Source organism: Streptomyces yerevanensis (genome assembly GCF_000716805.1).
Taxonomy (GTDB): Bacteria; Actinomycetota; Actinomycetes; order Streptomycetales; family Streptomycetaceae; genus Streptomyces; species Streptomyces flaveus.
This window is the reverse complement of record NZ_JNWJ01000040.1, coordinates 123,706-143,050: the sequence shown is the minus strand read 5'-3', so window position 1 is coordinate 143,050 and position 19,345 is coordinate 123,706. Positions and strand designations below refer to the sequence as shown.

Annotated in this window: 16 protein-coding genes; 8 read left to right on the top strand and 8 right to left on the bottom strand. The window is 69.7% G+C overall.

The features are described from left to right. Positions 1 to 316: 316 nt before the first annotated feature. Positions 317 to 1,180, bottom strand: coding sequence for a 3-methyl-2-oxobutanoate hydroxymethyltransferase (panB, locus tag OP79_RS33540; protein ID WP_033325560.1), 864 nt, complete (start codon positions 1,178 to 1,180; stop codon positions 317 to 319). 199 nt (positions 1,181 to 1,379) lie between these two features. On the opposite strand from panB, the gene OP79_RS33535 reads away from it, so the two are divergent. From OP79_RS33535 to OP79_RS33520, 4 genes are all read left to right on the top strand, one after another. Then, positions 1,380 to 2,972 (top strand): MFS transporter, encoded by a 1,593-nt coding sequence (locus OP79_RS33535; RefSeq protein WP_051745110.1) that lies wholly within the window; start codon positions 1,380 to 1,382, stop codon positions 2,970 to 2,972. Between the two features lie 41 nt (positions 2,973 to 3,013). Next, positions 3,014 to 3,634: a TetR/AcrR family transcriptional regulator gene (locus tag OP79_RS33530; protein WP_078492165.1), complete on the top strand. Its 621-nt coding sequence runs from the start codon at positions 3,014 to 3,016 to the stop codon at positions 3,632 to 3,634. 233 nt (positions 3,635 to 3,867) lie between these two features. Then, positions 3,868 to 4,905, top strand: a complete 1,038-nt coding sequence (locus tag OP79_RS33525) for an endonuclease/exonuclease/phosphatase family protein (protein ID WP_033325555.1) — start codon at positions 3,868 to 3,870, stop codon at positions 4,903 to 4,905. An 89-nt stretch (positions 4,906 to 4,994) separates the two neighbouring features. After that, a complete protein-coding gene (locus OP79_RS33520) occupies positions 4,995 to 6,212 on the top strand; it encodes an MFS transporter (protein ID WP_033325554.1) in 1,218 nt (405 codons plus the stop codon). A gap of 252 nt (positions 6,213 to 6,464) precedes the next feature. On the opposite strand, the gene OP79_RS33515 is transcribed toward OP79_RS33520, so the two are convergent. The 4 genes from OP79_RS33515 to OP79_RS33500 all read right to left on the bottom strand — a co-directional run bounded on the left by OP79_RS33515 (position 6,465) and on the right by OP79_RS33500 (position 10,416). Then, positions 6,465 to 7,049, bottom strand: coding sequence for a DUF4232 domain-containing protein (locus tag OP79_RS33515; protein WP_051745109.1), 585 nt, complete (start codon positions 7,047 to 7,049; stop codon positions 6,465 to 6,467). A 211-nt stretch (positions 7,050 to 7,260) separates the two neighbouring features. Continuing rightward, positions 7,261 to 9,015, bottom strand: coding sequence for an NAD+ synthase (locus OP79_RS33510; RefSeq protein ID WP_033325552.1), 1,755 nt, complete (start codon positions 9,013 to 9,015; stop codon positions 7,261 to 7,263). A 69-nt stretch (positions 9,016 to 9,084) separates the two neighbouring features. Continuing rightward, positions 9,085 to 9,708, bottom strand: a complete 624-nt coding sequence (locus tag OP79_RS33505) for a DUF305 domain-containing protein (protein ID WP_033325551.1) — start codon at positions 9,706 to 9,708, stop codon at positions 9,085 to 9,087. A gap of 45 nt (positions 9,709 to 9,753) precedes the next feature. Beyond that, entirely contained in the window at positions 9,754 to 10,416 is a 663-nt protein-coding gene (locus OP79_RS33500) for a thioredoxin-like domain-containing protein (RefSeq protein ID WP_033325550.1), read from the bottom strand. 318 nt (positions 10,417 to 10,734) lie between these two features. Between OP79_RS33500 and glnA the strand changes: the two genes are divergently transcribed. Beyond that, complete coding sequence (glnA, locus tag OP79_RS33495; protein ID WP_033325549.1) at positions 10,735 to 12,096, top strand: type I glutamate--ammonia ligase; 1,362 nt, start codon at positions 10,735 to 10,737, stop codon at positions 12,094 to 12,096. Between the two features lie 125 nt (positions 12,097 to 12,221). Then, complete coding sequence (locus OP79_RS33490) at positions 12,222 to 12,626, top strand: YunG family protein (RefSeq protein WP_033325627.1); 405 nt, start codon at positions 12,222 to 12,224, stop codon at positions 12,624 to 12,626. Positions 12,627 to 12,792: 166 nt separating this feature from the next. Here OP79_RS33490 and OP79_RS33485 read toward each other — a convergent pair whose 3' ends face one another. After that, a complete protein-coding gene (locus OP79_RS33485) occupies positions 12,793 to 13,242 on the bottom strand; it encodes a VOC family protein (RefSeq protein WP_033325625.1) in 450 nt (149 codons plus the stop codon). A 32-nt stretch (positions 13,243 to 13,274) separates the two neighbouring features. Further along, positions 13,275 to 13,787, bottom strand: a complete 513-nt coding sequence (locus OP79_RS33480; RefSeq protein ID WP_033325546.1) for a pyridoxamine 5'-phosphate oxidase family protein — start codon at positions 13,785 to 13,787, stop codon at positions 13,275 to 13,277. Between the two features lie 143 nt (positions 13,788 to 13,930). Between OP79_RS33480 and OP79_RS33475 the strand changes: the two genes are divergently transcribed. Next, on the top strand, positions 13,931 to 16,933 hold the full coding sequence (locus OP79_RS33475; protein ID WP_033325545.1) for a bifunctional [glutamine synthetase] adenylyltransferase/[glutamine synthetase]-adenylyl-L-tyrosine phosphorylase: 3,003 nt from the start codon (positions 13,931 to 13,933) through the stop codon (positions 16,931 to 16,933). Positions 16,934 to 17,009: 76 nt separating this feature from the next. On the opposite strand, the gene OP79_RS33470 is transcribed toward OP79_RS33475, so the two are convergent. Then, positions 17,010 to 17,615 (bottom strand): TetR/AcrR family transcriptional regulator, encoded by a 606-nt coding sequence (locus OP79_RS33470; protein WP_033325544.1) that lies wholly within the window; start codon positions 17,613 to 17,615, stop codon positions 17,010 to 17,012. 345 nt (positions 17,616 to 17,960) lie between these two features. Here OP79_RS33470 and OP79_RS33465 point away from each other — a divergent pair, with 345 nt between their 5' ends. Next, positions 17,961 to 19,175, top strand: a complete 1,215-nt coding sequence (locus tag OP79_RS33465; RefSeq protein ID WP_051745108.1) for an oxygenase MpaB family protein — start codon at positions 17,961 to 17,963, stop codon at positions 19,173 to 19,175. Positions 19,176 to 19,345 lie beyond the last annotated feature (170 nt).

Below are 19,345 nucleotides of genomic sequence, written 5' to 3'. Positions count from 1 at the left end.
GCCCCGAACAAGCCCGGGCCCCGGGAAAGCCCGCACCCCCGACGACCCGCAGTTTCTCTCCGGCGGGAGGGGGCGTGGGCCGGTGCGTCGTATGCCCGTCGCTTAGGTCCGGTCTCGGAGAACCCGCACCGTGTACCAGCCCAGGGCCGTATGCCCGCCCTGCGACGGGCTGACGCACCGGCCCACGACCCCGCACCCACCACCCACCCCAGGGGCGCGGGGAACTGCGCGACCAGCCACCGACGGCCCGCAGTCGCCAACAAACCGAACCCACCACCCCCGTAGGCCCCCCGCCCAACCGCCGGAGGCAACCGGCTCAGTGGACGGAGTGTTCCTCCGTCGGGAACGTCCCGCCGACCACGTCCTCGGCGAACGCCTGCGCGGCCTGCGTCATGACCGACCGGAGGTCCGCGTACTTCTTCACGAACTTCGGCACGCGCCCCCCGGTCAGGCCGAGCATGTCCGTCCAGACGAGGACCTGCGCGTCGGTGTCCGGCCCGGCCCCGATGCCGATCGTCGGGATGTGCAGGACACGCGTGACCTCGGCGGCCAGCTCGGCCGGTACGAGTTCGAGGACCACCGCGAAGGCCCCGGCGTCCTGGACGGCCTTGGCGTCGCGGAGGAGCTGCTGGGCGGCCTCCTCGCCGCGGCCCTGGACGCGGTAGCCCATGGTGTTCACGGACTGGGGAGTCAGGCCGATGTGCGCCATGACCGGGATCCCGGACTCGACGAGCAACTCGATTTGGCGGTGCGAGCGTTCGCCGCCCTCCAGCTTGACGGCGCCGACCCCCGCCTCCTTCACCAGGCGTGTGGCCGAGCGCAGAGCCTGGACGGGGCCCTCCTGGTACGACCCGAAGGGCAGGTCGCCGACGATCAGGGCGCGCGAGGTGCCCCGTACTACCGCGGCGGAGAGCATGGTCATCTCGTCGAGCGTGACAGGCACGGTCGTCTCGTACCCGAGGTGGCAGTTGCCCGCAGAGTCGCCGACGAGCATGACCGGGATGCCGGCCTCGTCGAAGACGGACGCGGTCATCGCGTCGTACGCGGTGAGCATGGGCCACTTCTCGCCGCGCTCTTTGGCGGCGTTGAGGTCGCGGACAGTGATGCGGCGAGTGCCCTTCCCTCCGTACAGCGTCTTGCTGCTGTCGGAGGTCTTCTGGGCAGCCGAGAGCTGCGTCATCGCAACGGCTCCTTCTGTCATCTCGAGGCGCCCTGACGGCGTCCCCGGATCCCCTCCATGGTGGCACCTCGTGCCGTGGAACGGCTAGGGGCTCTCACCGCCTCCCGTTGTGATCGCCGCAACTCCTTCCGCGTAAGTTCTCGGTAAAGGAATTCAGATACGAGACCGTCTCGTATCGTTATTCGCTAATCTCGACGGCATGACTACTCCCGCCGCCACCGGCTCCCGTGTACCGGAGGCCGTGCATCGGCGTCGCTGGGTGATCCTCGGCGTGCTGATGCTGAGCCTGCTGATCGTCGTGCTCGACAACTCGATCCTGAACGTCGCGATCAAGACCATCTCGACGCCCGCCCCGACCGGCCTGGGGGCCACCCAGAGCGAGCTCGAGTGGGCCATCAACGCGTACACGCTCGTCTTCGCGGGACTGCTGTTCACGGCCGGCCTCCTCGGTGACCGGCTCGGGCGCAAGAAGGTGCTGCTCGGCGGGCTCGCCGTCTTCGGTGGCGCCTCGGCGCTGGCCGCGTTCTCCAGCTCACCGGAGCAGCTCATCGGCTTCCGTGCCCTGATGGGGCTCGGTGCCGCCTTCGTGATGCCCGCCACCCTCGCCGTCCTCATGAATGTCTTCGAGCGGGACGAGCAGCCGAAGGCCATCGGCATCTGGGCGGGCGGCGTCGGACTCGCCATCGCCATCGGGCCCATCACCGGAGGGGTGCTCCTCGACCACTTCTGGTGGGGGTCCGTGTTCCTCATCAACGTGCCGATCGTGATCCTGGCGATCGGGCTCATGACGGTGCTGGTTCCCGACTCCCGCGACCCGAAGCCCGGCCGGATCGACCCGGTGGGCGTGCTGCTGTCCGTCGTCGGGCTCGTCCTGCTCGTGTACGGCATCATCAAGGGCGGTCAGCTCGCCGACTTCACCGACGTCGAGGTGCTGGCGACCATGGGCGCCGGACTCGCCGTACTCGCCGGATTCGTCTGGTACGAGAAGCGCATCGACCACCCGTCCGTCGACGTCACGTACTTCAAGAACCGGGTCTTCTCGTCGGCCATCGGCGCCATAGGGCTGGTCTTCTTCGCGCTGATGGGCGTGACGTTCTTCGCGGTCTTCTACACGCAGACCGTGCGTGGCTACTCGCCTTTCCAGACTGGCCTGTTGATGCTGCCGCTGGCCGCGGCACAACTCGTCTTCGCGCCGCGGGCCCGGCTGGTCGTCGACCGCTTCGGCTACCGGATCACGACCACCGGGGGCATGTCGCTCATCGCCGTGATGCTGGCCGCGTTCACCATCCTGGACGCCGATACGCCGATCTGGATCCTGGAGGTCATCTTCTTCCTGATGGGCACCGGGATGGCGCACGTCATGACGCCCACCAGCGTCGTGATCATGCAGACCATGCCCCGCGAGAAGGCCGGTTCCGCCTCCGCGCTCAGCAACACCTTCCGTCAGGTCGGCGGTGCCCTGGGCATCGCCGTACTCGGCTCGGTCCTGTCCGCGTCGTACCGCTCGGGCATCGAGGACAAGCTCACCCTGCTGCCGGCCGATCTCAGGCACCACGCGGGCGAGTCCATCGAGGCCACCCTCGGTGCCGCCGCGAAGCTCGGGCCCCAGGGCGAGGCCCTGGTCACCCCGGCGCACGACGCCTTCCTGCACGCCATGCATCTCACCGCCCTGGGCGGAGCCGGTGTCGCCCTCTTCGGAGCCCTGGTCGTGGCGCTGTTCCTGCCGGGCCGGGACCCGGCCCCGAAGGAGCCCGGGGGTGAGGAAACCGAACTGGTGGCTGCCGAACACTGAGAGAATCGGCCCGAACCGGGCGGCGGACGAAGGGAGTTGGCGTGGACCTCGCGGAGCAGGGGGCCGGACGTGGTGGGGCCGTGAGAGGGCGCCCGCGCAGTGAGAGCGTGGAGCGTTCCATCATCGAGGGCGTCATCGGACTCCTGGAGGACGGCGTCCCGCTCGCGGAGATCTCCATAGAGCGCGTCGCCCGCACCGCGGGGGTGGGCAAGGCCACCATCTACCGCCGCTGGAGCAACCGCGAAGAGCTCTTCTGCGACGTCATGCGCGCCGCCGAGCAGGTCGACCTGAAGCTGCCCGGCACCTCGACGCGCGACGACCTGATCGCCCTCCTCGAGTCGATACGCAGGCGCGGCCTGGCCAACCGCACTTCGTCGCTCGTGCACAACGTCCTCGCCCAGATGAAGAGCAGCCCCAAGCTGTGGAAGGCGTACGACGCGAACGTGATCGAGCCACGGCGCCGACTCACCTACGAGGTGCTGCGCCGCGGGCAGCAGAACGGCGAGATCCGCTCCGACCTCGATGTCGAGCTGATCGGCGACCTGTTCAGCGGTCCCATGCTCGTACGCACCGTCATGCGCCCCGACGCCGAACTCCCCGACGGCCTCGCCGAGGAGATCGTCGACACCGTCCTGGAGGGACTGCGCCCCGGCAAGGGGTGAGAGCGCCAGGCCGTAAAGGCGCCAAGTTGCTCAAGTCCGACCGACCCCTGAGTGAATGTGAGGGTTTCGTCACAGACCGCTCCCACAGGGTGGACGATCGGAACTGGGTACGCAGGCAAGGGCGTCATCGTGCCCGTATCGCCGTCCGTCGGGGCGGCCGGAGTGAACGCGATCATCCCCTAGGGTTCTTGGGTGCGGGGGATGGGTGAACGGCATGTTGTGAGGTCGAGAGTATGGCGCAGGCGTACAAGACGGAGACGGGCAGCGGCGGCCAGGAGCCCGACCGCAGAGAACCCCGGCTTCAGCGCCTGCTCGACACCCTTCGGGGCGACCGCCGTATCTGGCGTCGCGGCATCATCCTCGCCGTCTGCGCGGTCCTCATCGCCCTCCTGATGGTGCTGCACGCGCAGATCCCGAACACGGTCGGCAACCTCGGCTCCCTCAACGAGACGTTCCTGCCCTGGCTGGGCGTCTTCATCCCGGTGCTGCTCGGCCTCGCGCTGCTGAGGAGGTCCGCGACCGCACTGATCGCCGTGCTGCTGCCCGCGATCGTCTGGCTCAGCCTCTTCGGCGGACTGGTCTTCGACAAGACCGGCGGCGGCGGCGACCTCACCGTCGCCCAGCACAACGTCAACGCGGACAACGCGAACCCGTCCGGCACCGCCCGCGCCGTGGCCGCCTCCGGGGCCGACGTGGTGGCCCTGGAGGAGCTGACGGAGACCGTGGTCCCGGTGTACGAGAAGGCGCTGGCCGGGACGTACAAGTACCACTCCGTCCAGGGGACCGTCGGCCTGTGGAGCAAGTACCCGCTGAGCGACGTCAAGGCCGTCGACATCAAGCTGGGCTGGACGCGCGCCATGCGGGCGACCGTCACCGCGCCGGGCGGGCAGCTCGCGGTGTACGTGGCGCACCTGCCCTCGGTGCGGGTGAAGATCGAGGCCGGGTTCACCGCGCGGCAGCGCGACAAGAGCGCCGACGCGCTGGGTGACGCCATCTCCGCCGAGAAGCTGCCGCAGGCCGCCCTGCTCGGCGATCTGAACGGCACGATGAACGACCGTGCGCTCAACGGCATCACCTCGCAGATGCGCTCCACACAGGGCGCCGCGGGCAGCGGCTTCGGGTTCAGCTGGCCGGCGTCGTTCCCGATGGCGCGGATCGACCAGATCCTGGTGAAGGGCGTCGAGCCGGTCACCTCCTGGTCGCTGCCGGAGACGGGCAGCGACCATCTCCCGATCGCCGCCCGCGTGAAGTTTGCGGACACCGGCTCGTAACTCCTTGGAATACTGGGCCTGAGAGAGTTTGTTCCGTACGTGAACATACGATGTACGGAACTCCGCTCTGCAACTCTGAAAGGCCCTCCATGCCCCTGGCACCCCTGCTCTCGCTCGCCGTGGGCGCCTTCGGTCTCGGTACCACCGAATTCGTGATGATGGGCTTGCTGCCCAACGTCGCCGACGACCTGCACATATCCATCCCCACCGCCGGGCACCTCGTCTCGGCGTACGCGCTCGGTGTCGTCGTCGGCGCCCCGCTGCTCGCCGCGGTGACGGCGAAGATGCCGCGCCGCAAGGTGCTGATCGGCCTGATGGCGCTGTTCGTCGCGGGCAACGCGCTCTCGGCGTTCGCGCCCGACTACCACTGGCTGCTGGCCGCCCGGCTGCTGAGCGGTCTGCCGCACGGCGCGTTCTTCGGCGTCGGCGCCGTCGTCGCCACCGGCCTGGTCGCCCCCGAGCGCAAGGCGCGCTCGGTCTCGCTGATGTTCCTGGGCCTGACCGTCGCGAACATCGCGGGGGTTCCCGTGGCGACCCTCATGGGCCAGCACCTCGGCTGGCGCGCCACGTTCCTCGGCGTCAGCGCGATCGGCCTCGCCGCCATCGCCTCGCTCGCCCTGCTCCTGCCGCACGACCACACGCACGCCCCCGCCGCCGGACTGCGCGGCGAACTGACCGCCCTGCGCTCGCTCCCCGTCTGGCTCGCCCTCGGGACGACGGTCGCGGGCTTCGGCGCGCTGTTCTCCGCGTACAGCTACATCACGCCGATGCTGACGGACTCCGCCGGATACGCCGACTCCCGTGTGACCGTGCTGCTGGCGCTGTTCGGCGCGGGCGCCACGGTGGGCAATCTGGCCGGGGGCCGCCTGGCGGACCACTCCCTGCGCGGCACTCTTTTCGGTGGCCTGGCGTCGCTGGTGACGGTGCTGGCCCTCTTCCCCGTCCTCATGCAGACGCAATGGAGCGCGGCGCTGGCGGTGACGCTGCTCGGCACGGCCGCGTTCATCACGGGCTCCCCGCTCCAGCTGATGGTGATGGAGAAGGCGTCGGCGGCCCCGTCGTTGGCCTCCTCGGCCAATCAGGCGGCGTTCAACCTCGCGAACGCGGGCGGCGCGTGGATCGGCGGCCTCGCGCTGGCAGCGGGCTTCGGCGCGACGTCGCCGGCGTTGGCCGGGGCGGCGCTCGCGGTTCTGGGGCTGGGCGTTGCGTGGGCGGCGTACGCGGTGGACCGGCGCGATGTCGTCCCGACGGCGGGCCGAGTGGTCGCCACGCACGTTCTGCGCCATCGCGAAACGACCCACCGCTGACCGATGACCGTTGACCGATGCCGGGGCGCACCCACCGCGATCCGCCATCGACGCATCCCGGCCGCCGGGATCAGCCTCGGCCTGGGCGCCGACGTCGAAGTGGGTCGCCGCCCGCGCCAGGCCTGCGACATGTTCGCGCCGATGCGGGCACCGCACACCATCCGGCGGATGCGCGCGGTAGCGCCGGGCCGCGGTACTGACCGCGGCCCGGCGGACAACGGTCCGCCGGGCCGCACCGAGTGCTCGCAGGAGTCACCAGGAAAGGGCGTCCTCCACATCGGTCTGCCAGTAGGTCACCTTGGCGCTGCTGTCGATGAAGACGGAACCACCGGGCAGTTCGACGTCCGTGCCGTCCTCGTTGCCCTCGATGAACACCTCCAGGGAGTTGACCACGCGCCCGTGGGAGCCCGAGCCGTCTGCCGCGGAGGTGGTGATACCGGCGTAGGCGCTCTCCCCCGGGGCGAGGACGGGGGCGGACTGCGGCTTGCTCTCCTCGATCTGCGGGGTGGCGGCTTGCGCGTCCCGGCCGAACTTCAGGCTCGGGAAGCCCGCGAGCCTGCAGTCCACCCCGGCCCCGTTGGTCGCCGTGAGCAGCAGGTGGTTGACGGGCCGCTCGACCTTCTGGACGGAGAAGACCGTCTTGTTGATGTCACAGTCTCCGATCGGCTCTCCCTTCGAGCTTCCACCGGCGGTGTTGCCTAAGCTTGCGGCGTCGGCCCTGCTGTCGGCGCCCTCGCCCGCGCTGAACGCGGTGGTCAGGGTCAGGGCGGTGACGGCGAGCACAGAAGCGGAGACAGTGCGGACGGTACGGCCGCGACGGTAAGCGGTGACACTCATGGCGACTTCCCCTAACGGGAGCGGTGGTTGACGAGCCGGTGTCATCACCGGCCCGTTTACGACTCCGCCATAAGTCTCACGGAAAGCGCCTTCTAAACGCTCAGGCTCCACTCTGTTCGCTGACGCCTCACCAACATTCCAACCACACACCGCCACCAGCCATCACCTGAGCCTGTTCCGCTTCGACGGACCCCGTGGTGTGGTGGCCAGGTCACACGTTCTCGCGCCAGCGGTTCGTGATCGGCAGCCGGCGGTCCTTGCCGAAGCCCTTCGCCGAGATCTTGGTGCCCGGTGGGTACTGCCGCCGCTTGTACTCCGCCGTGTCGACCAGGCGGAGTGTCCTCGTGACCAGGTCGCGGTCGAACCCGGCCGCGACGATCGCGTCGGCGCCCGTGTCACGGTCGACGTAGAGCTCCAGGATCGCGTCCAGGACCGGGTAGTCGGGCAGCGAGTCCGTGTCGACCTGGCCCGGGCGCAGCTCCGCGCTCGGCGGCTTGGTGATGGAGTTCTCAGGGATCGGCGGCGTCTCGCCGCGCTCGGCCGCCGCGCGGTTGCGCCACTGCGCGAGCCGGAAGACCCACGACTTGTACACGTCCTTGATGGGGCCGTACGCGCCCACCGAGTCGCCGTAGAGCGTCGAATAGCCCACCGCCAGCTCGGACTTGTTGCCCGGCGCCAGCACGATGTGCCCCTCCTGGTTGGAGATCGCCATCAGCATCGTGCCGCGCAGCCGCGACTGGAGGTTCTCCTCGGCGAGACCCGTGAGCCCCAGCGACCCCATGTACGCGTCGAACATCGGCTCGATCGGTACGGTCCGGAAGTTGAGCCCGGTCCGTCGTGCCAGCTCGGCCGCGTCCCCCTTGGAGTGGTCCGAGGAGTACTTGGACGGCATCGAGATCCCGTACACGTTCTCCGCGCCGAGCGCGTCGCAGGCGATCGCGGCCACCAGCGCGGAGTCGATGCCGCCGGAGAGCCCGATCAGCACGGAACGGAAACCGTTCTTCGCGACGTACGCCCGAAGCCCCACCACGAGCGCCGAGTACACCTCTTCGTCGTCGTCCAGCCGCTCCGCGTATCCACCGGTGAGCTCCGGCTCGTACGCGGGCAGGGGGTCCTCGGAGATGATGAGGTGCTCGATCCGCATCCCGTCATCCACGATGCCGGACGGCGGCTCGGTGGCGGCGGCCGGCAGATCGAGGTCGAGTACGACGCATCCCTCGGCGAACTGCGGGGCCCGCGCGACGACTTCACCGTCCCGGTCGACCACGATCGAGTCCCCGTCGAAGACCAGCTCGTCCTGCCCGCCCATCATGGCGAGGTACGCGGTCGTGCAGCCGGCCTCCTGCGCCCGCTTGCGCACCAGCTCGAGGCGGGTGTCGTCCTTGTCGCGCTCGTACGGGGAGGCGTTGACGGAGAGCAGCAGCCCGGCCCCGGCGGTCCGGGTGGCCGGCACCCGCCCGCCGTCCTGCCAGAGGTCCTCGCAGATGGCGAGGGCGACGTCGATGCCGTGGATCCGCACGATGGGCAGGGTGTCGCCGGGCACGAAGTAGCGGAACTCGTCGAAGACGCCGTAGTTCGGCAGGTGGTGCTTGGCGAAGGTGAGCGCCACCTCGCCGCCGTGCAGCACGGCGGCGGCGTTCCTCGGCGCCCCGGCCGGCTGCCCGAACTTCGGCTGGGCGGCCTCGGACCGGTCGAGGTAGCCGACGACCACCGGCAGCCGGCCGAAGCCCTCGTCGGCAAGGCGCGCGGCGAGACTGCGCAGGGCCGCGCGGGAGGCCTCGACGAAGGACGACCGCAGGGCCAGGTCCTCGACGGGATACCCGGTCAGCACCATCTCAGGGAACGCCACCAGATGCGCTCCCTGCTCGGCGGAGTGCCGGGTCCAGCGGACGATCGCCTCGGCGTTACCGGCGAGATCGCCGACGGTCGAGTCGATCTGATTCAGGGCGAGGCGTAGTTGAGGCACGCGGCCAGTGTAATCGTCAAAGCGACGCGATGGGGTGTGGCGAGCCACACGCCGACGCCCCGCGGGGCGTTACTCGGGCGGCTTCGCCCCGCGCTTCTTCAGCAGGTCCGTCATCAGCTTCATCTCCGACTCCTGGGCCTCGGCCATGCCCCGCGCGAGGTCGCGCTCCACGTCGACCTCGCACCGCTTCACGCAGCCCTCGGCCATGTGCACACCGCCCACGTGGTGGGCGTACATCAACTGGAGATAGCGGACCTCGGCGGCCTTGCCGCTCGCCTTCTGAAGCGACTTCATCTCGGTGTCGGTCGCCATCCCCGGCATCAGCGCGCCGTCCTCACCGGACGCCATGTCGCCCATGCCCATCCACGTCATCGGCGGGTCCGCGGACACCTTCGGCAGCTGCCACAGGTCCAGCCAGCCGATCATCATGCCGCGCTGGTTGGCCTGCGTCTGCGCGATGTCGTACGCGAGACGGCGTACCTCTTCGTCCTCGGTGCGGTCCCGCACGATGTACGACATCTCGACGGCCTGCTGGTGGTGGACCGCCATGTCGCGCGCGAAGCCCGCGTCCGCGGAATCGGCCGCCGGGACCCGCACGTCCGAGTCGCCGTCGATGACCGTGTACGTGATCCCGCCGACGGCCGCCATGAAAACGACCCCGGCGGCCCCGGCGATCCAGCCGACGTGCTTCATCGTTGCCACGGCTTCCTGTTTGCTGTCGTATGTACGTACTTGCTGCTACTTGTCGAGGCCGCCGGTGCAGGCGGCGCCCTTCTCCGGCGTCTGCTCGCCCTGTACGTACTTCTCGAAGAACTTGTTCACGTTCGGGTCCTTCGCGCTCGTCACCGTGCGCTGCGCGCCCCAGGCGGAGAGCATGATCGGGTCCTTCTGGTCCTCGACCGGGCTCATCAACGAGTACGGGGTCTTCTCGACCTTGTCCGCGAGCGCCTTCACGTCCGCGTCCGAGGCCTTGCTGTTGTACGTCACCCAGACCGCGCCGTGCTCCAGGGAGTGCACGGCGTTCACCTTCTTGATCTCGTCGGTGTAGACGTCGCCGTCGCAGTTCATCCACACCTGGTTGTGGTCGCCGCCCACTGGGGGGTTCATCGCGTACTTGACGTCGCCGTTGACGTGGGTCTGGGTCAGCTTCGTGTTCCAGGTCCTGACGCCGTCCTCGCCCGTGACGAACTTCCCCTTCTGGCCGGCCGACGAGCTGCTGCTGTCGTCCTCGGACTGCGAGTTGATGAGGTACGTACCTCCGGCCACGAGGCCGCCGACTATGACCACGCTCGCGGTGATCGTGAGTATCCGGTTGCGGCGCTCGCGGGCCTGCTCGGCACGGCGCATCTCCTCTATGCGCGCCTTGCGCGACGCGGACGCTTTGTTCTTCGCGGAACCCATGATGAGTCCTTAGGGGCCTTGGGGGACAGACGGTCGGGTGAGGTTGATCGTAGTCCGGCCGGTAGCGGCGTACGTAGTGCCCCTGGTCGTTGGCCATACATTTCCCGCCCCGGCATTACAAGGGCTCGGGTGAGCAGGCAGTATGGGCGGCAGAGCAGGACACCTGCCGTACGTGAGACGTTCAGACCGAGGTCGGCCGCCCGATCAAGGTCCGCAATGCGCACGAAATGGTGTTGTGGTGGGATGCTCAGGTGCCCGACCGCCTCCCGTGGCGCGGGAGCAGGCGGTCTGACCAGCAAGGATGGGTGGAAGCGGAAGATGGACAAGCAGCAGGAGTTCGTACTCCGGACGCTGGAGGAGCGCGACATCCGGTTCGTACGGCTGTGGTTCACGGACGTGCTGGGCTTCCTCAAGTCCGTGGCCGTGGCTCCGGCCGAGCTGGAGCAGGCCTTCGACGAGGGCATCGGCTTCGACGGCTCCGCGATCGAGGGCTTCGCCCGGGTCTACGAGTCCGACATGATCGCCAAGCCGGACCCGTCGACCTTCCAGGTCCTGCCGTGGCGCGCGGAGGCCCCCGGTACGGCCCGTATGTTCTGCGACATCCTCATGCCGGACGGCTCCCCGTCCTTCGCGGACCCGCGTTACGTGCTGAAGCGCGCCCTCGCCAAGACCTCCGACCTGGGCTTCACCTTCTACACCCACCCGGAGATCGAGTTCTTCCTGCTCAAGGACCGCCCGCTGGACGGCTCTCGGCCGACGCCCGCCGACAACTCCGGCTATTTCGACCACACCCCGCAGAACGTGGGCATGGACTTCCGCCGCCAGGCGATCACGATGCTGGAGTCGATGGGCATCTCGGTCGAGTTCTCGCACCACGAGGGCGCGCCGGGCCAGCAGGAGATCGACCTGAGGTACGCGGACGCGCTGTCCACGGCCGACAACATCATGACGTTCCGCCTGGTCATGAAGCAGGTGGCGCTGGAGCAGGGCGTCCAGGCGACCTTCATGCCCAAGCCGTTCTCCGAGCACCCGGGCTCGGGCATGCACACGCACCTCTCCCTCTTCGAGGGCGACCGGAACGCGTTCTACGAGTCGGGCTCGGAGTACCAGCTCTCCAAGGTGGGCCGCTCCTTCATCGCGGGCCTGCTGAAGCACGCCGCCGAGATCACGGCGGTCACCAACCAGTTCGTGAACTCCTACAAGCGCATCTGGGGCGGCGCCGCGCGCACCGCGGGCGCCGGCGGCGAGGCCCCCTCGTACATCTGCTGGGGCCACAACAACCGCTCCGCTCTGGTCCGCGTCCCGATGTACAAGCCCGGCAAGACCGGCTCGGCGCGGGTCGAGGTCCGCTCCCTGGACTCGGGCGCGAACCCGTACCTGGCGTACGCGGTCCTGCTGGCCGCCGGTCTCAAGGGCATAGAGGAGGGCTACGAACTCCCGCCGGGCGCCGAGGACGACGTCTGGGCCCTCACGGACGCCGAACGCCGCGCCATGGGCATCGAACCCCTCCCGCAGAACCTCGGCGAGGCCCTCTCCCTGATGGAACGCAGCGACCTGGTCGCCGAGACCCTGGGCGAGCACGTCTTCGACTTCTTCCTGCGCAACAAGCGCCAGGAGTGGGAGGAGTACCGCAGCGAGGTCACGGCCTTCGAGCTGCGGAAGAACCTGCCGGTTCTGTAGGCGCAGGTCAGTCGAGGTGTCTCGCTGGAACCCCACGCAGGGGCGACGGTTCGCGAACCGTCGCCCCTGCGGCGTCTCGCCAGGCTTCCGCTCCGATGTCAGTGGTGGCTGTGATGCTGGAGGGCATGACTCCCTGGAACCTTCTCGATCTTGACAAGGCCCTGAGATCCAGCTGGGCCGCCGACACCTGTTCCCCGGACGACCTTGCTCGCGCCGACTGGCAGCCAGGCAATCCGGCCTGGGGTCACTGCGACATCACTGCCCTGATAGTCAACGACGTCTTCGGCGGCGACCTCGTGGTCGGCGAGGTGTATCTCGACGGAACCCAGCACAACTTCCACTGGTGGAACCGGCTGCCCAGCGGTGTGGAGCTCGACCTGACACGCGAGCAGTTCCAGCACGGCCAGACCGTCACCGCCGCCCGGCACGTGGTGCGCCCACCGGGCCCTCTGCCCCGCCGCTGGAAGGAGTACCTCCTTCTGCGCGACCGCGTCACCAAGCACCTCGGCCGTCTGCCGGAGCCCAGCTGACAGGGCGGGGATCAGCCCGGTGGTTCAGTGCCGTGCGCCCTCTTCTCGGCGGTTCGTCGGGTCTGGCGCGGGGCTCCGGTTCAGGTGGTTCCGGCGGCGACAGGGGAGCTCTCGGAGATCCTTCCGAAGGATCTCCGAGAGCTCCCCTGCCCTTTCCCGCGCCTGCTCAGCCCTCCCGCTGCCGCCTCTGCTCGGCCAGCAGCTCGTGCAAGGGCTCCGTGGCCCGGCGGCGGTACTCCTGGATGGACCAGCCGTTGCCGTCCGGGTCCTTGAAGCTCATGAAGGTGGCGCCGTCCTCCGGGGTGTACTGCACCGGATCGGAGACCTCCAGGCCGCGTTCGGTCAGTTCGGCGTGGGCCGCCTTGATGTCCGTGACGCACAGCTGAAGGCCCTGGTACGAGCCAGGGGCCGGCGTCGGGCCGTCCATCGTCTCCCAGAGGGTGTCACCGAGGGCGATCGAGCAGCCGGAGCCCGGAGGCGTCAGCTGGACGATGCGCATGCCGGGCATGACCTCCTGGTCGATGTCGACGTGGAAGCCGACCTTGTCCCGGTAGAAGTCCCGGGCCCGGTCGATGTCGCTGACCGGCAGTGGGATCACTTCGAGCGTGTACTCAATCACTGGTCCTCCAGTTCGCCCCGACGAAAGAGTCACCCGAACCGCCAGCGGGTCTGACTGAACGGCTCTCCCTTACCGAAGCCGAAAACGGTCCGGGGCGCCACCGAAAAGACGAGGGCATCGCCCGGGCCGTGGTGGAAGCGGCCGTTCCGTACCTCGAAGTGCCAGAAGCTGCCGTACTTGCGCTCCCAGACCTCTGCCAGTTCGCGCAGTCGGCCGTCGTCGGCGACCCGGACCGCCTCGCCCTCCACCACCAGGTCGTAGCCCTTGTTCCAGGTGTTGGTGCCGGTGGTCAGCACGACGTTCGCGTTCCGCTCCAGGTTCCGTGCCTTGCGCTCCTCGGGCCCGGTGCAGAAGTGGAGCGCGCCGTCCGCCCACACCGCGGGCAGCGGTGTGACATGGGGCCGCCCGTCGGGCCGTACCGTCGAGATCCAGAACAGCTCGGCTTCGGAGAGCATCGCCTCGGTCTCCGACCAGGGCGGTGCGGTGGCGTCTTCGCTGCTGTAGCGGGTGTCGAGTTCAGCTTGTGGTTCCAGTGGTTCCATATGGATTCTCCTCCTCACCAGAACAGACTCCGCCGCCCGCCCGAACTCATCGCTCGCATCGCTGCACTCCCGCCCGGGCGCTTCCCTCAAGTACTCCGGTTAGGCTCAAGGCCGTACGACCTTGATCCGAGGGGAGGCCGGGGATGGCGACGCCGGGGCGCAGGAGCAGTACCTTCTCGCGGCTGCTGCGGCACGGTTTCACCGATCCGTCGGCCGCCGAGCGGCTTCTGGAGAGCGGCGAGCTGACGCCGGTGAGGAACGACCCGGTCCTGCTCGACGCACTCGGGGTGACCGCCGATCCGGACCTGGCGCTGCTCGGGCTCGTACGGCTTGTCGAGGCCCAGAAGGATCACGCCGGACAGCGGGAGCTGCTGGACACGCTGATCGCGTCGAAGCCGCTGCGCGACCGGCTCCTCGGAGTGCTCGGCGCCTCCGCCGCGCTCGGCGACCATCTCGCCCGGCACCCGCTCGACTGGCAGGCGCTCGTGATGTACGAGCCGCAGGACCTGCACCCCGGGATCGCGGAGTTCGAGCGCGGTCTCGCCGAAGCCGCCGACCCGGTGTCCCTGCGTGTCGCCTACCGCCGCTGCCTGCTGTCCATCGCCGCACGCGACGTATGCGGAACCACCGACCTCGCCGAGACCGCCGCCGAACTCGCGGACCTCGCGACCGCCACCCTGCGCGCCGCGCTCGCCATCGCCCGGGCCGCAGCCCCCGAGGACGCCGCCATGTGCCGTCTCGCGGTCATCGCGATGGGCAAGTGCGGGGGACAGGAGCTGAACTACGTCTCCGACGTCGACGTCATCTTCGTGGCGGAGGCCGTGGAGGGAGCCGACGAGGGCAAGGCCCTGCGGGCCGCGACCCGGCTCGCCTCCCACCTGATGCGGATCTGCTCCGAGACCACCGTCGAGGGTTCCATCTGGCCCGTCGACGCCAATCTGCGGCCGGAGGGCCGAAACGGCCCGCTGGTCCGTACGCTCTCCAGCCATCTCGCCTACTACCAGCGCTGGGCCAAGACCTGGGAGTTCCAGGCCCTGCTCAAGGCCCGGCCGGTCGCGGGGGACGTCGAACTCGGCGAGGAGTACGTCGCCACGCTCGCCCCCCTCGTCTGGCAGGCCGCCGAGCGCGAGAACTTCGTCCCCGATGTCCAGAAGATGCGCCGCCGCGTCGTCGAGAACATCCCCGTGGCCGAGATCGAGCGCGAGCTGAAGCTCGGTCCCGGCGGACTGCGGGATGTCGAATTCGCCGTACAGCTCCTGCAGTTGGTGCACGGCCGGGCCGATACGTCGCTACGGAGCCGGACCACGTTGGAGGCCCTGAAGGCACTGGCCGCGGGCGGCTACGTGGGGCGCTCCGACGCCGTACAGCTGGACGAGGCGTACAAGTTCCTGCGCCTGATGGAGCATCGCATCCAGCTCTACCGGCTGCGGCGTACGCATCTCGTGCCGGAGAGCGACGCCGATCTGCGCCGTATCGGCCGCTCGCTCGGCCTGCGCACCGACCCCGTCGCCGAGCTGAACCGCGAGTGGCGGCGGCACACCTCCGTCGTACGACGCCTGCACGAGAAGCTCTTCTACCGGCCGCTGCTCGACGCCGTGGCCCAACTCGCTCCCGGCGAGGCCCGGTTGAGCGCGAACGCGGCCCGGGAGCGGCTGGTCGCCCTCGGCTACGCGGACCCGGCTTCCGCGCTGCGCCACCTGGAGGCGTTGGCGTCCGGGGTCAGCCGCAAGGCCGCGATCCAGCGAACGTTGTTGCCCGTGCTCCTTGGCTGGTTCGCGGACTCCGCCGACCCCGACGCGGGACTGCTCAACTTCCGCAAGGTGTCCGACGCCCTGGGCAAAACCCCCTGGTACCTGCGGCTGCTCCGGGACGAGGGGGCCGCCGCCGAGAACCTGGCCCGGGTCCTGTCCGCCGGACGGCTGGCCCCCGACCTGCTGATGCGGGCCCCGGAGGCGGTGGCGCTGCTCGGCGACGGCAACGGCGACGGGGGCGGCCTCGGTCCCCGCGACCGTGCGCATCTGGAGCAGGAGATCCTCGCCGCCGTGGGGCGCGCCGACGGGGGAGAGGCCGCGGTCACCGCCGCGCGTGGGGTGCGTCGGCGTGAGCTGTTCCGTACGGCCGCCGCCGACATCGTCCGCTCGTACGGCACGGAGGAGTCGCCCGCCGCGGCCGATCAGGGCGCGCTCGTCGATCTGGTCGGCGGTGCGGTGTCCGACCTGACGGCCGCGACCCTCGCCGGGACGCTGCGTGCCGTCGTGCGGCAGGGCTGGGGGGACACGCTGCCGACCCGGTTCGCGGTGATAGGGATGGGCCGGTTCGGCGGACACGAGCTGGGTTACGGCTCTGACGCGGACGTGTTGTTCGTGCACGAACCGCGCGAGGGCGTGGCCGAGCAGGAGGCCTCGCGGGCCGCCCATGCCGTGGTGTCGGAGATGCGGCGGCTGCTGCAGATCCCGAGCTCCGACCCGCCGCTGCTGATCGACGCCGATCTGCGGCCGGAGGGGAAGTCGGGGCCGCTGGTGCGGACCCTGAACTCGTACGAGGCGTACTACCGGAGGTGGTCCCTGGGGTGGGAGTCCCAGGCCCTGCTGCGGGCCGAACCCGTCGCCGGGGACGCGGACTTGGGGCGGCGCTTCATCGAACTGATCGACCCCCTGCGGTATCCCCCGGAGGGGCTCGGCGATGACGCCGTACGCGAGATCCGGCGCCTGAAGGCCCGGATGGAGTCCGAGCGCCTGCCCCGCGCCGCCGATCCCACCCTCCACACCAAGCTCGGCCGCGGTGGCCTGTCCGACGTGGAGTGGACGGTGCAGCTCCTCCAGCTCCAGCACGGCTGGGCGGAGCCGGGCCTGCGTACGACCCGTACCCGCGAGGCTCTGGCCGCCGCGTGCGCCGCCGGACTGATCTCCGCTGAGGACGCCTCGACACTGGACGAGGCGTGGGTGCTGGCCACTCGGGTGCGGAACGCGGTGATGCTGGTGCGGGGGAGGGCCGGCGACACGTTCCCGTCGGACGGGCGTGAGCTGGCGGCGGTGGGGCGGTATCTGGGGTTCGGTCCGGGGCATGTGGGCGACATGCTGGACGCGTACCGGCGTACGACGCGGCGGGCCCGGGGTGTGGTGGAGGAGCTGTTCTACGGGGGGTAGACGGGCTGAGGATCAGCCCGTCCGGGGGCGCCTCTGGGGCACCCCCGGCGGTAGCTGACGGGCCCCGAGTCCAGCTTCAGGGGCTCCCTGCCGCACCTGTCGCGAGCAGCCCGTTGACCACGATCGCCGCCAGTGATTCCGCGGTGGCCGTGAGCTGTTCCGGCGAGGCGGGCATGGGCCTGCCCAGCCGCCGCGTCAGAGGCCCTTCCAGGATTCCCGAGACGGGTGGGATGACGACGAAGAACAGCATGTCCATCGGGATGGGCGCCATGCGTCCGGAGGCGACGAGCCGCTCGATGCTCGGCATCATGAGCTGCAGGGTGGGGGCGATGTAGCGCTCGTACAGGTAGTCCAGCCGCTCGGTGTCCTGGGACAGCTCGTCGAGCATGATCCGCTCGATCCGCGGTGTGTCCGCGGCGGTCCGGTAGAAGCCGGTGATGAGCTGCCGCAGTTGCTCGGCGTCGTCGAGCGAGGGATCCACCTGTGGCAGACGCGCCAGTGGCGCCTCCAGCGCGGAGTCCATCGCCGCGCGCCAGAAGGTCGCCTTGGAGCCGTAGCGGTCGTTGATGAAGTTGTGGCTGACACCCAGGCGGCGGGCCAGCTCGCGTGCGGAAGCACGCTCGTAGCCCAGCTCCGCGAAGGCCTCAAGCCCTCGCTGCAGGATGCTTTCCTCCTCGGGCACCGCGGGAGTGCCCGCACCGGGGCGCCCCGGCCGTCGAGTGGATTCGGCTCTTGCTCCCACCGTTGCCTCCAAGACTGTTTGCTGACTGTTTGCTCATGTCCGCGTGACCTGCGTTGCCTGCGTCCCGACAGGCGCTCCGCTGCCCTCTCGCGAACCCACGAACACCTTACTTGACACCTGTCAGAATCAGGCTAACCTGACAGGTGTCAGAAACCAACCCTGTGATGCGGGAAGCGGCTTGAGCAGCCGTTTCCCCAGAACTGATCCGCGCGGATCGACACCCGAGCACGTCTCCCCCCTCACCCGGCGGCCGGACCGCCGTACCTGCTCGAAAGTGAGAACCCCATGGACGCGAAGCACACACCCCGCAAGGCCCCCGAGCGCGTGGTCGACCTGGATGCGGCGCGCCGTCGGCACGGCGCCGAGGCCGACCATGTGGTGACCCTGCTCACCGCCGGGGATCCGCTCGCCGATGCCGTCATCGCCGAACTGGATTTCTACGGCCCGCGGGCCCGGCGTGCCCTCGACGCGGGCCTCAGGCGCGGCCTGCCCAGCCTTGGCCAACAGCCCCCCGCGGCCATCGGCGCACTGCTGAAGCACCTGGAGGCCACCCCCACCTGGGTGGACCCGCTGCTGCTCCACAAGGGCGATGCCGTGAGCCTGTCCGTGCCTCCCATGTGGTTCGGGCTCTGCTCGATCACCGGCGCGCTCGCGCACAGCTACGCCTCCCCGGCCACCGCACGGCTGCTGGCCGCAACGGACAGGCCGGCGGACATGGCTGCCGCACTCCGGCTCGCGGAGACGGGGGTGTGGGCGCGCCAGACCATACGGCCGGGAGGGCTGCTGCGCGGACGGCCGGGGTACCTGGCCACGGTCGAGCTCCGGCTGGCCCATGCCCGTATGCGGGCCACGTCCCTCACGGACTGGGACAGGGGCACCCGGGGTCTGCCGATCGGCCAGCTCGACATGGCCCGCACCTGGCTCGGCTTCACCCTCATCGCCTTCCAGGCCCTCACAGCCGTCGGCATCGACATCACCGACGAGGAGGAGCGTCGCCTCTACCAGTACTGGTCGTACGTCGCTCATCTCCTGGGGCTCGACGAAAGCCTTTACAAGGACGTGGTCGACCACGTCGGCGCCCGCCGACTGCAGGACCTGCTGGACGCCACGACAGGCGCCCCCGACGAGCACTCGACGGCACTGACCGCCGCCATGGTCGACGCACAGGCCCACGCGATGGCCGGCGCGCCGGGCGCCGTGCTGTCCGAGGAGCAGCTGCGCCACCTCATAGACCGTGTGCTGCGGCGGGCCTTCGGCGAGGAGTGGGGAGACCTCCTGGGCATCCCCGGCGTCCCCGCCGCCACCGATCTCATGCCGCTGATCGGCCAGCTCAATCGCCAGGCCCACTACTGGCAGACCTACTCCTCGGCCTCGGCCCCCGAAGCCCGCCGCCGGACTCTGGAGGAATCAGGGCCGGAACTGCGCACAGCCGCGCATTCCTGTGACAGCTCTTGCCGTCGTACCGCGGGAGCCGTTCGTCCGGGCGCCTGGGCGGCCTGACTCTTCTTCCTGCCGCGACTTCTTTCCGCGACCTTCCGCGATGTCCTTCCGCGACACGCGACCGACGGTGGCCGCCCCCGGGAAGGCAAGTCCCGCTTCCTCCGCGCCGCCTCACCTCGCCGAGCAGTGACGGCCGGCACCCCGGTCAGACCACCGACCGCATCACCTGA

Excerpts from the sequence above, each read along its gene's own strand:
- panB (WP_033325560.1), bottom strand. The coding sequence starts at position 1,180 with ATGACGCAGCTCTCGGCTGCCCAGAAGACCTCCGACAGCAGCAAGACG.
- OP79_RS33480 (WP_033325546.1), bottom strand. The coding sequence starts at position 13,787 with ATGGAACCACTGGAACCACAAGCTGAACTCGACACCCGCTACAGCAGC.
- OP79_RS33515 (WP_051745109.1), bottom strand. The coding sequence starts at position 7,049 with ATGAGTGTCACCGCTTACCGTCGCGGCCGTACCGTCCGCACTGTCTCC.
- OP79_RS33475 (WP_033325545.1), top strand. The coding sequence starts at position 13,931 with ATGGCGACGCCGGGGCGCAGGAGCAGTACCTTCTCGCGGCTGCTGCGG.
- OP79_RS33505 (WP_033325551.1), bottom strand. The coding sequence starts at position 9,708 with ATGAAGCACGTCGGCTGGATCGCCGGGGCCGCCGGGGTCGTTTTCATG.
- OP79_RS33490 (WP_033325627.1), top strand. The coding sequence starts at position 12,222 with ATGACTCCCTGGAACCTTCTCGATCTTGACAAGGCCCTGAGATCCAGC.
- OP79_RS33525 (WP_033325555.1), top strand. The coding sequence starts at position 3,868 with ATGGCGCAGGCGTACAAGACGGAGACGGGCAGCGGCGGCCAGGAGCCC.
- OP79_RS33500 (WP_033325550.1), bottom strand. The coding sequence starts at position 10,416 with ATGGGTTCCGCGAAGAACAAAGCGTCCGCGTCGCGCAAGGCGCGCATA.
- glnA (WP_033325549.1), top strand. The coding sequence starts at position 10,735 with ATGGACAAGCAGCAGGAGTTCGTACTCCGGACGCTGGAGGAGCGCGAC.
- OP79_RS33535 (WP_051745110.1), top strand. The coding sequence starts at position 1,380 with ATGACTACTCCCGCCGCCACCGGCTCCCGTGTACCGGAGGCCGTGCAT.
- OP79_RS33520 (WP_033325554.1), top strand. The coding sequence starts at position 4,995 with ATGCCCCTGGCACCCCTGCTCTCGCTCGCCGTGGGCGCCTTCGGTCTC.
- OP79_RS33465 (WP_051745108.1), top strand. The coding sequence starts at position 17,961 with ATGGACGCGAAGCACACACCCCGCAAGGCCCCCGAGCGCGTGGTCGAC.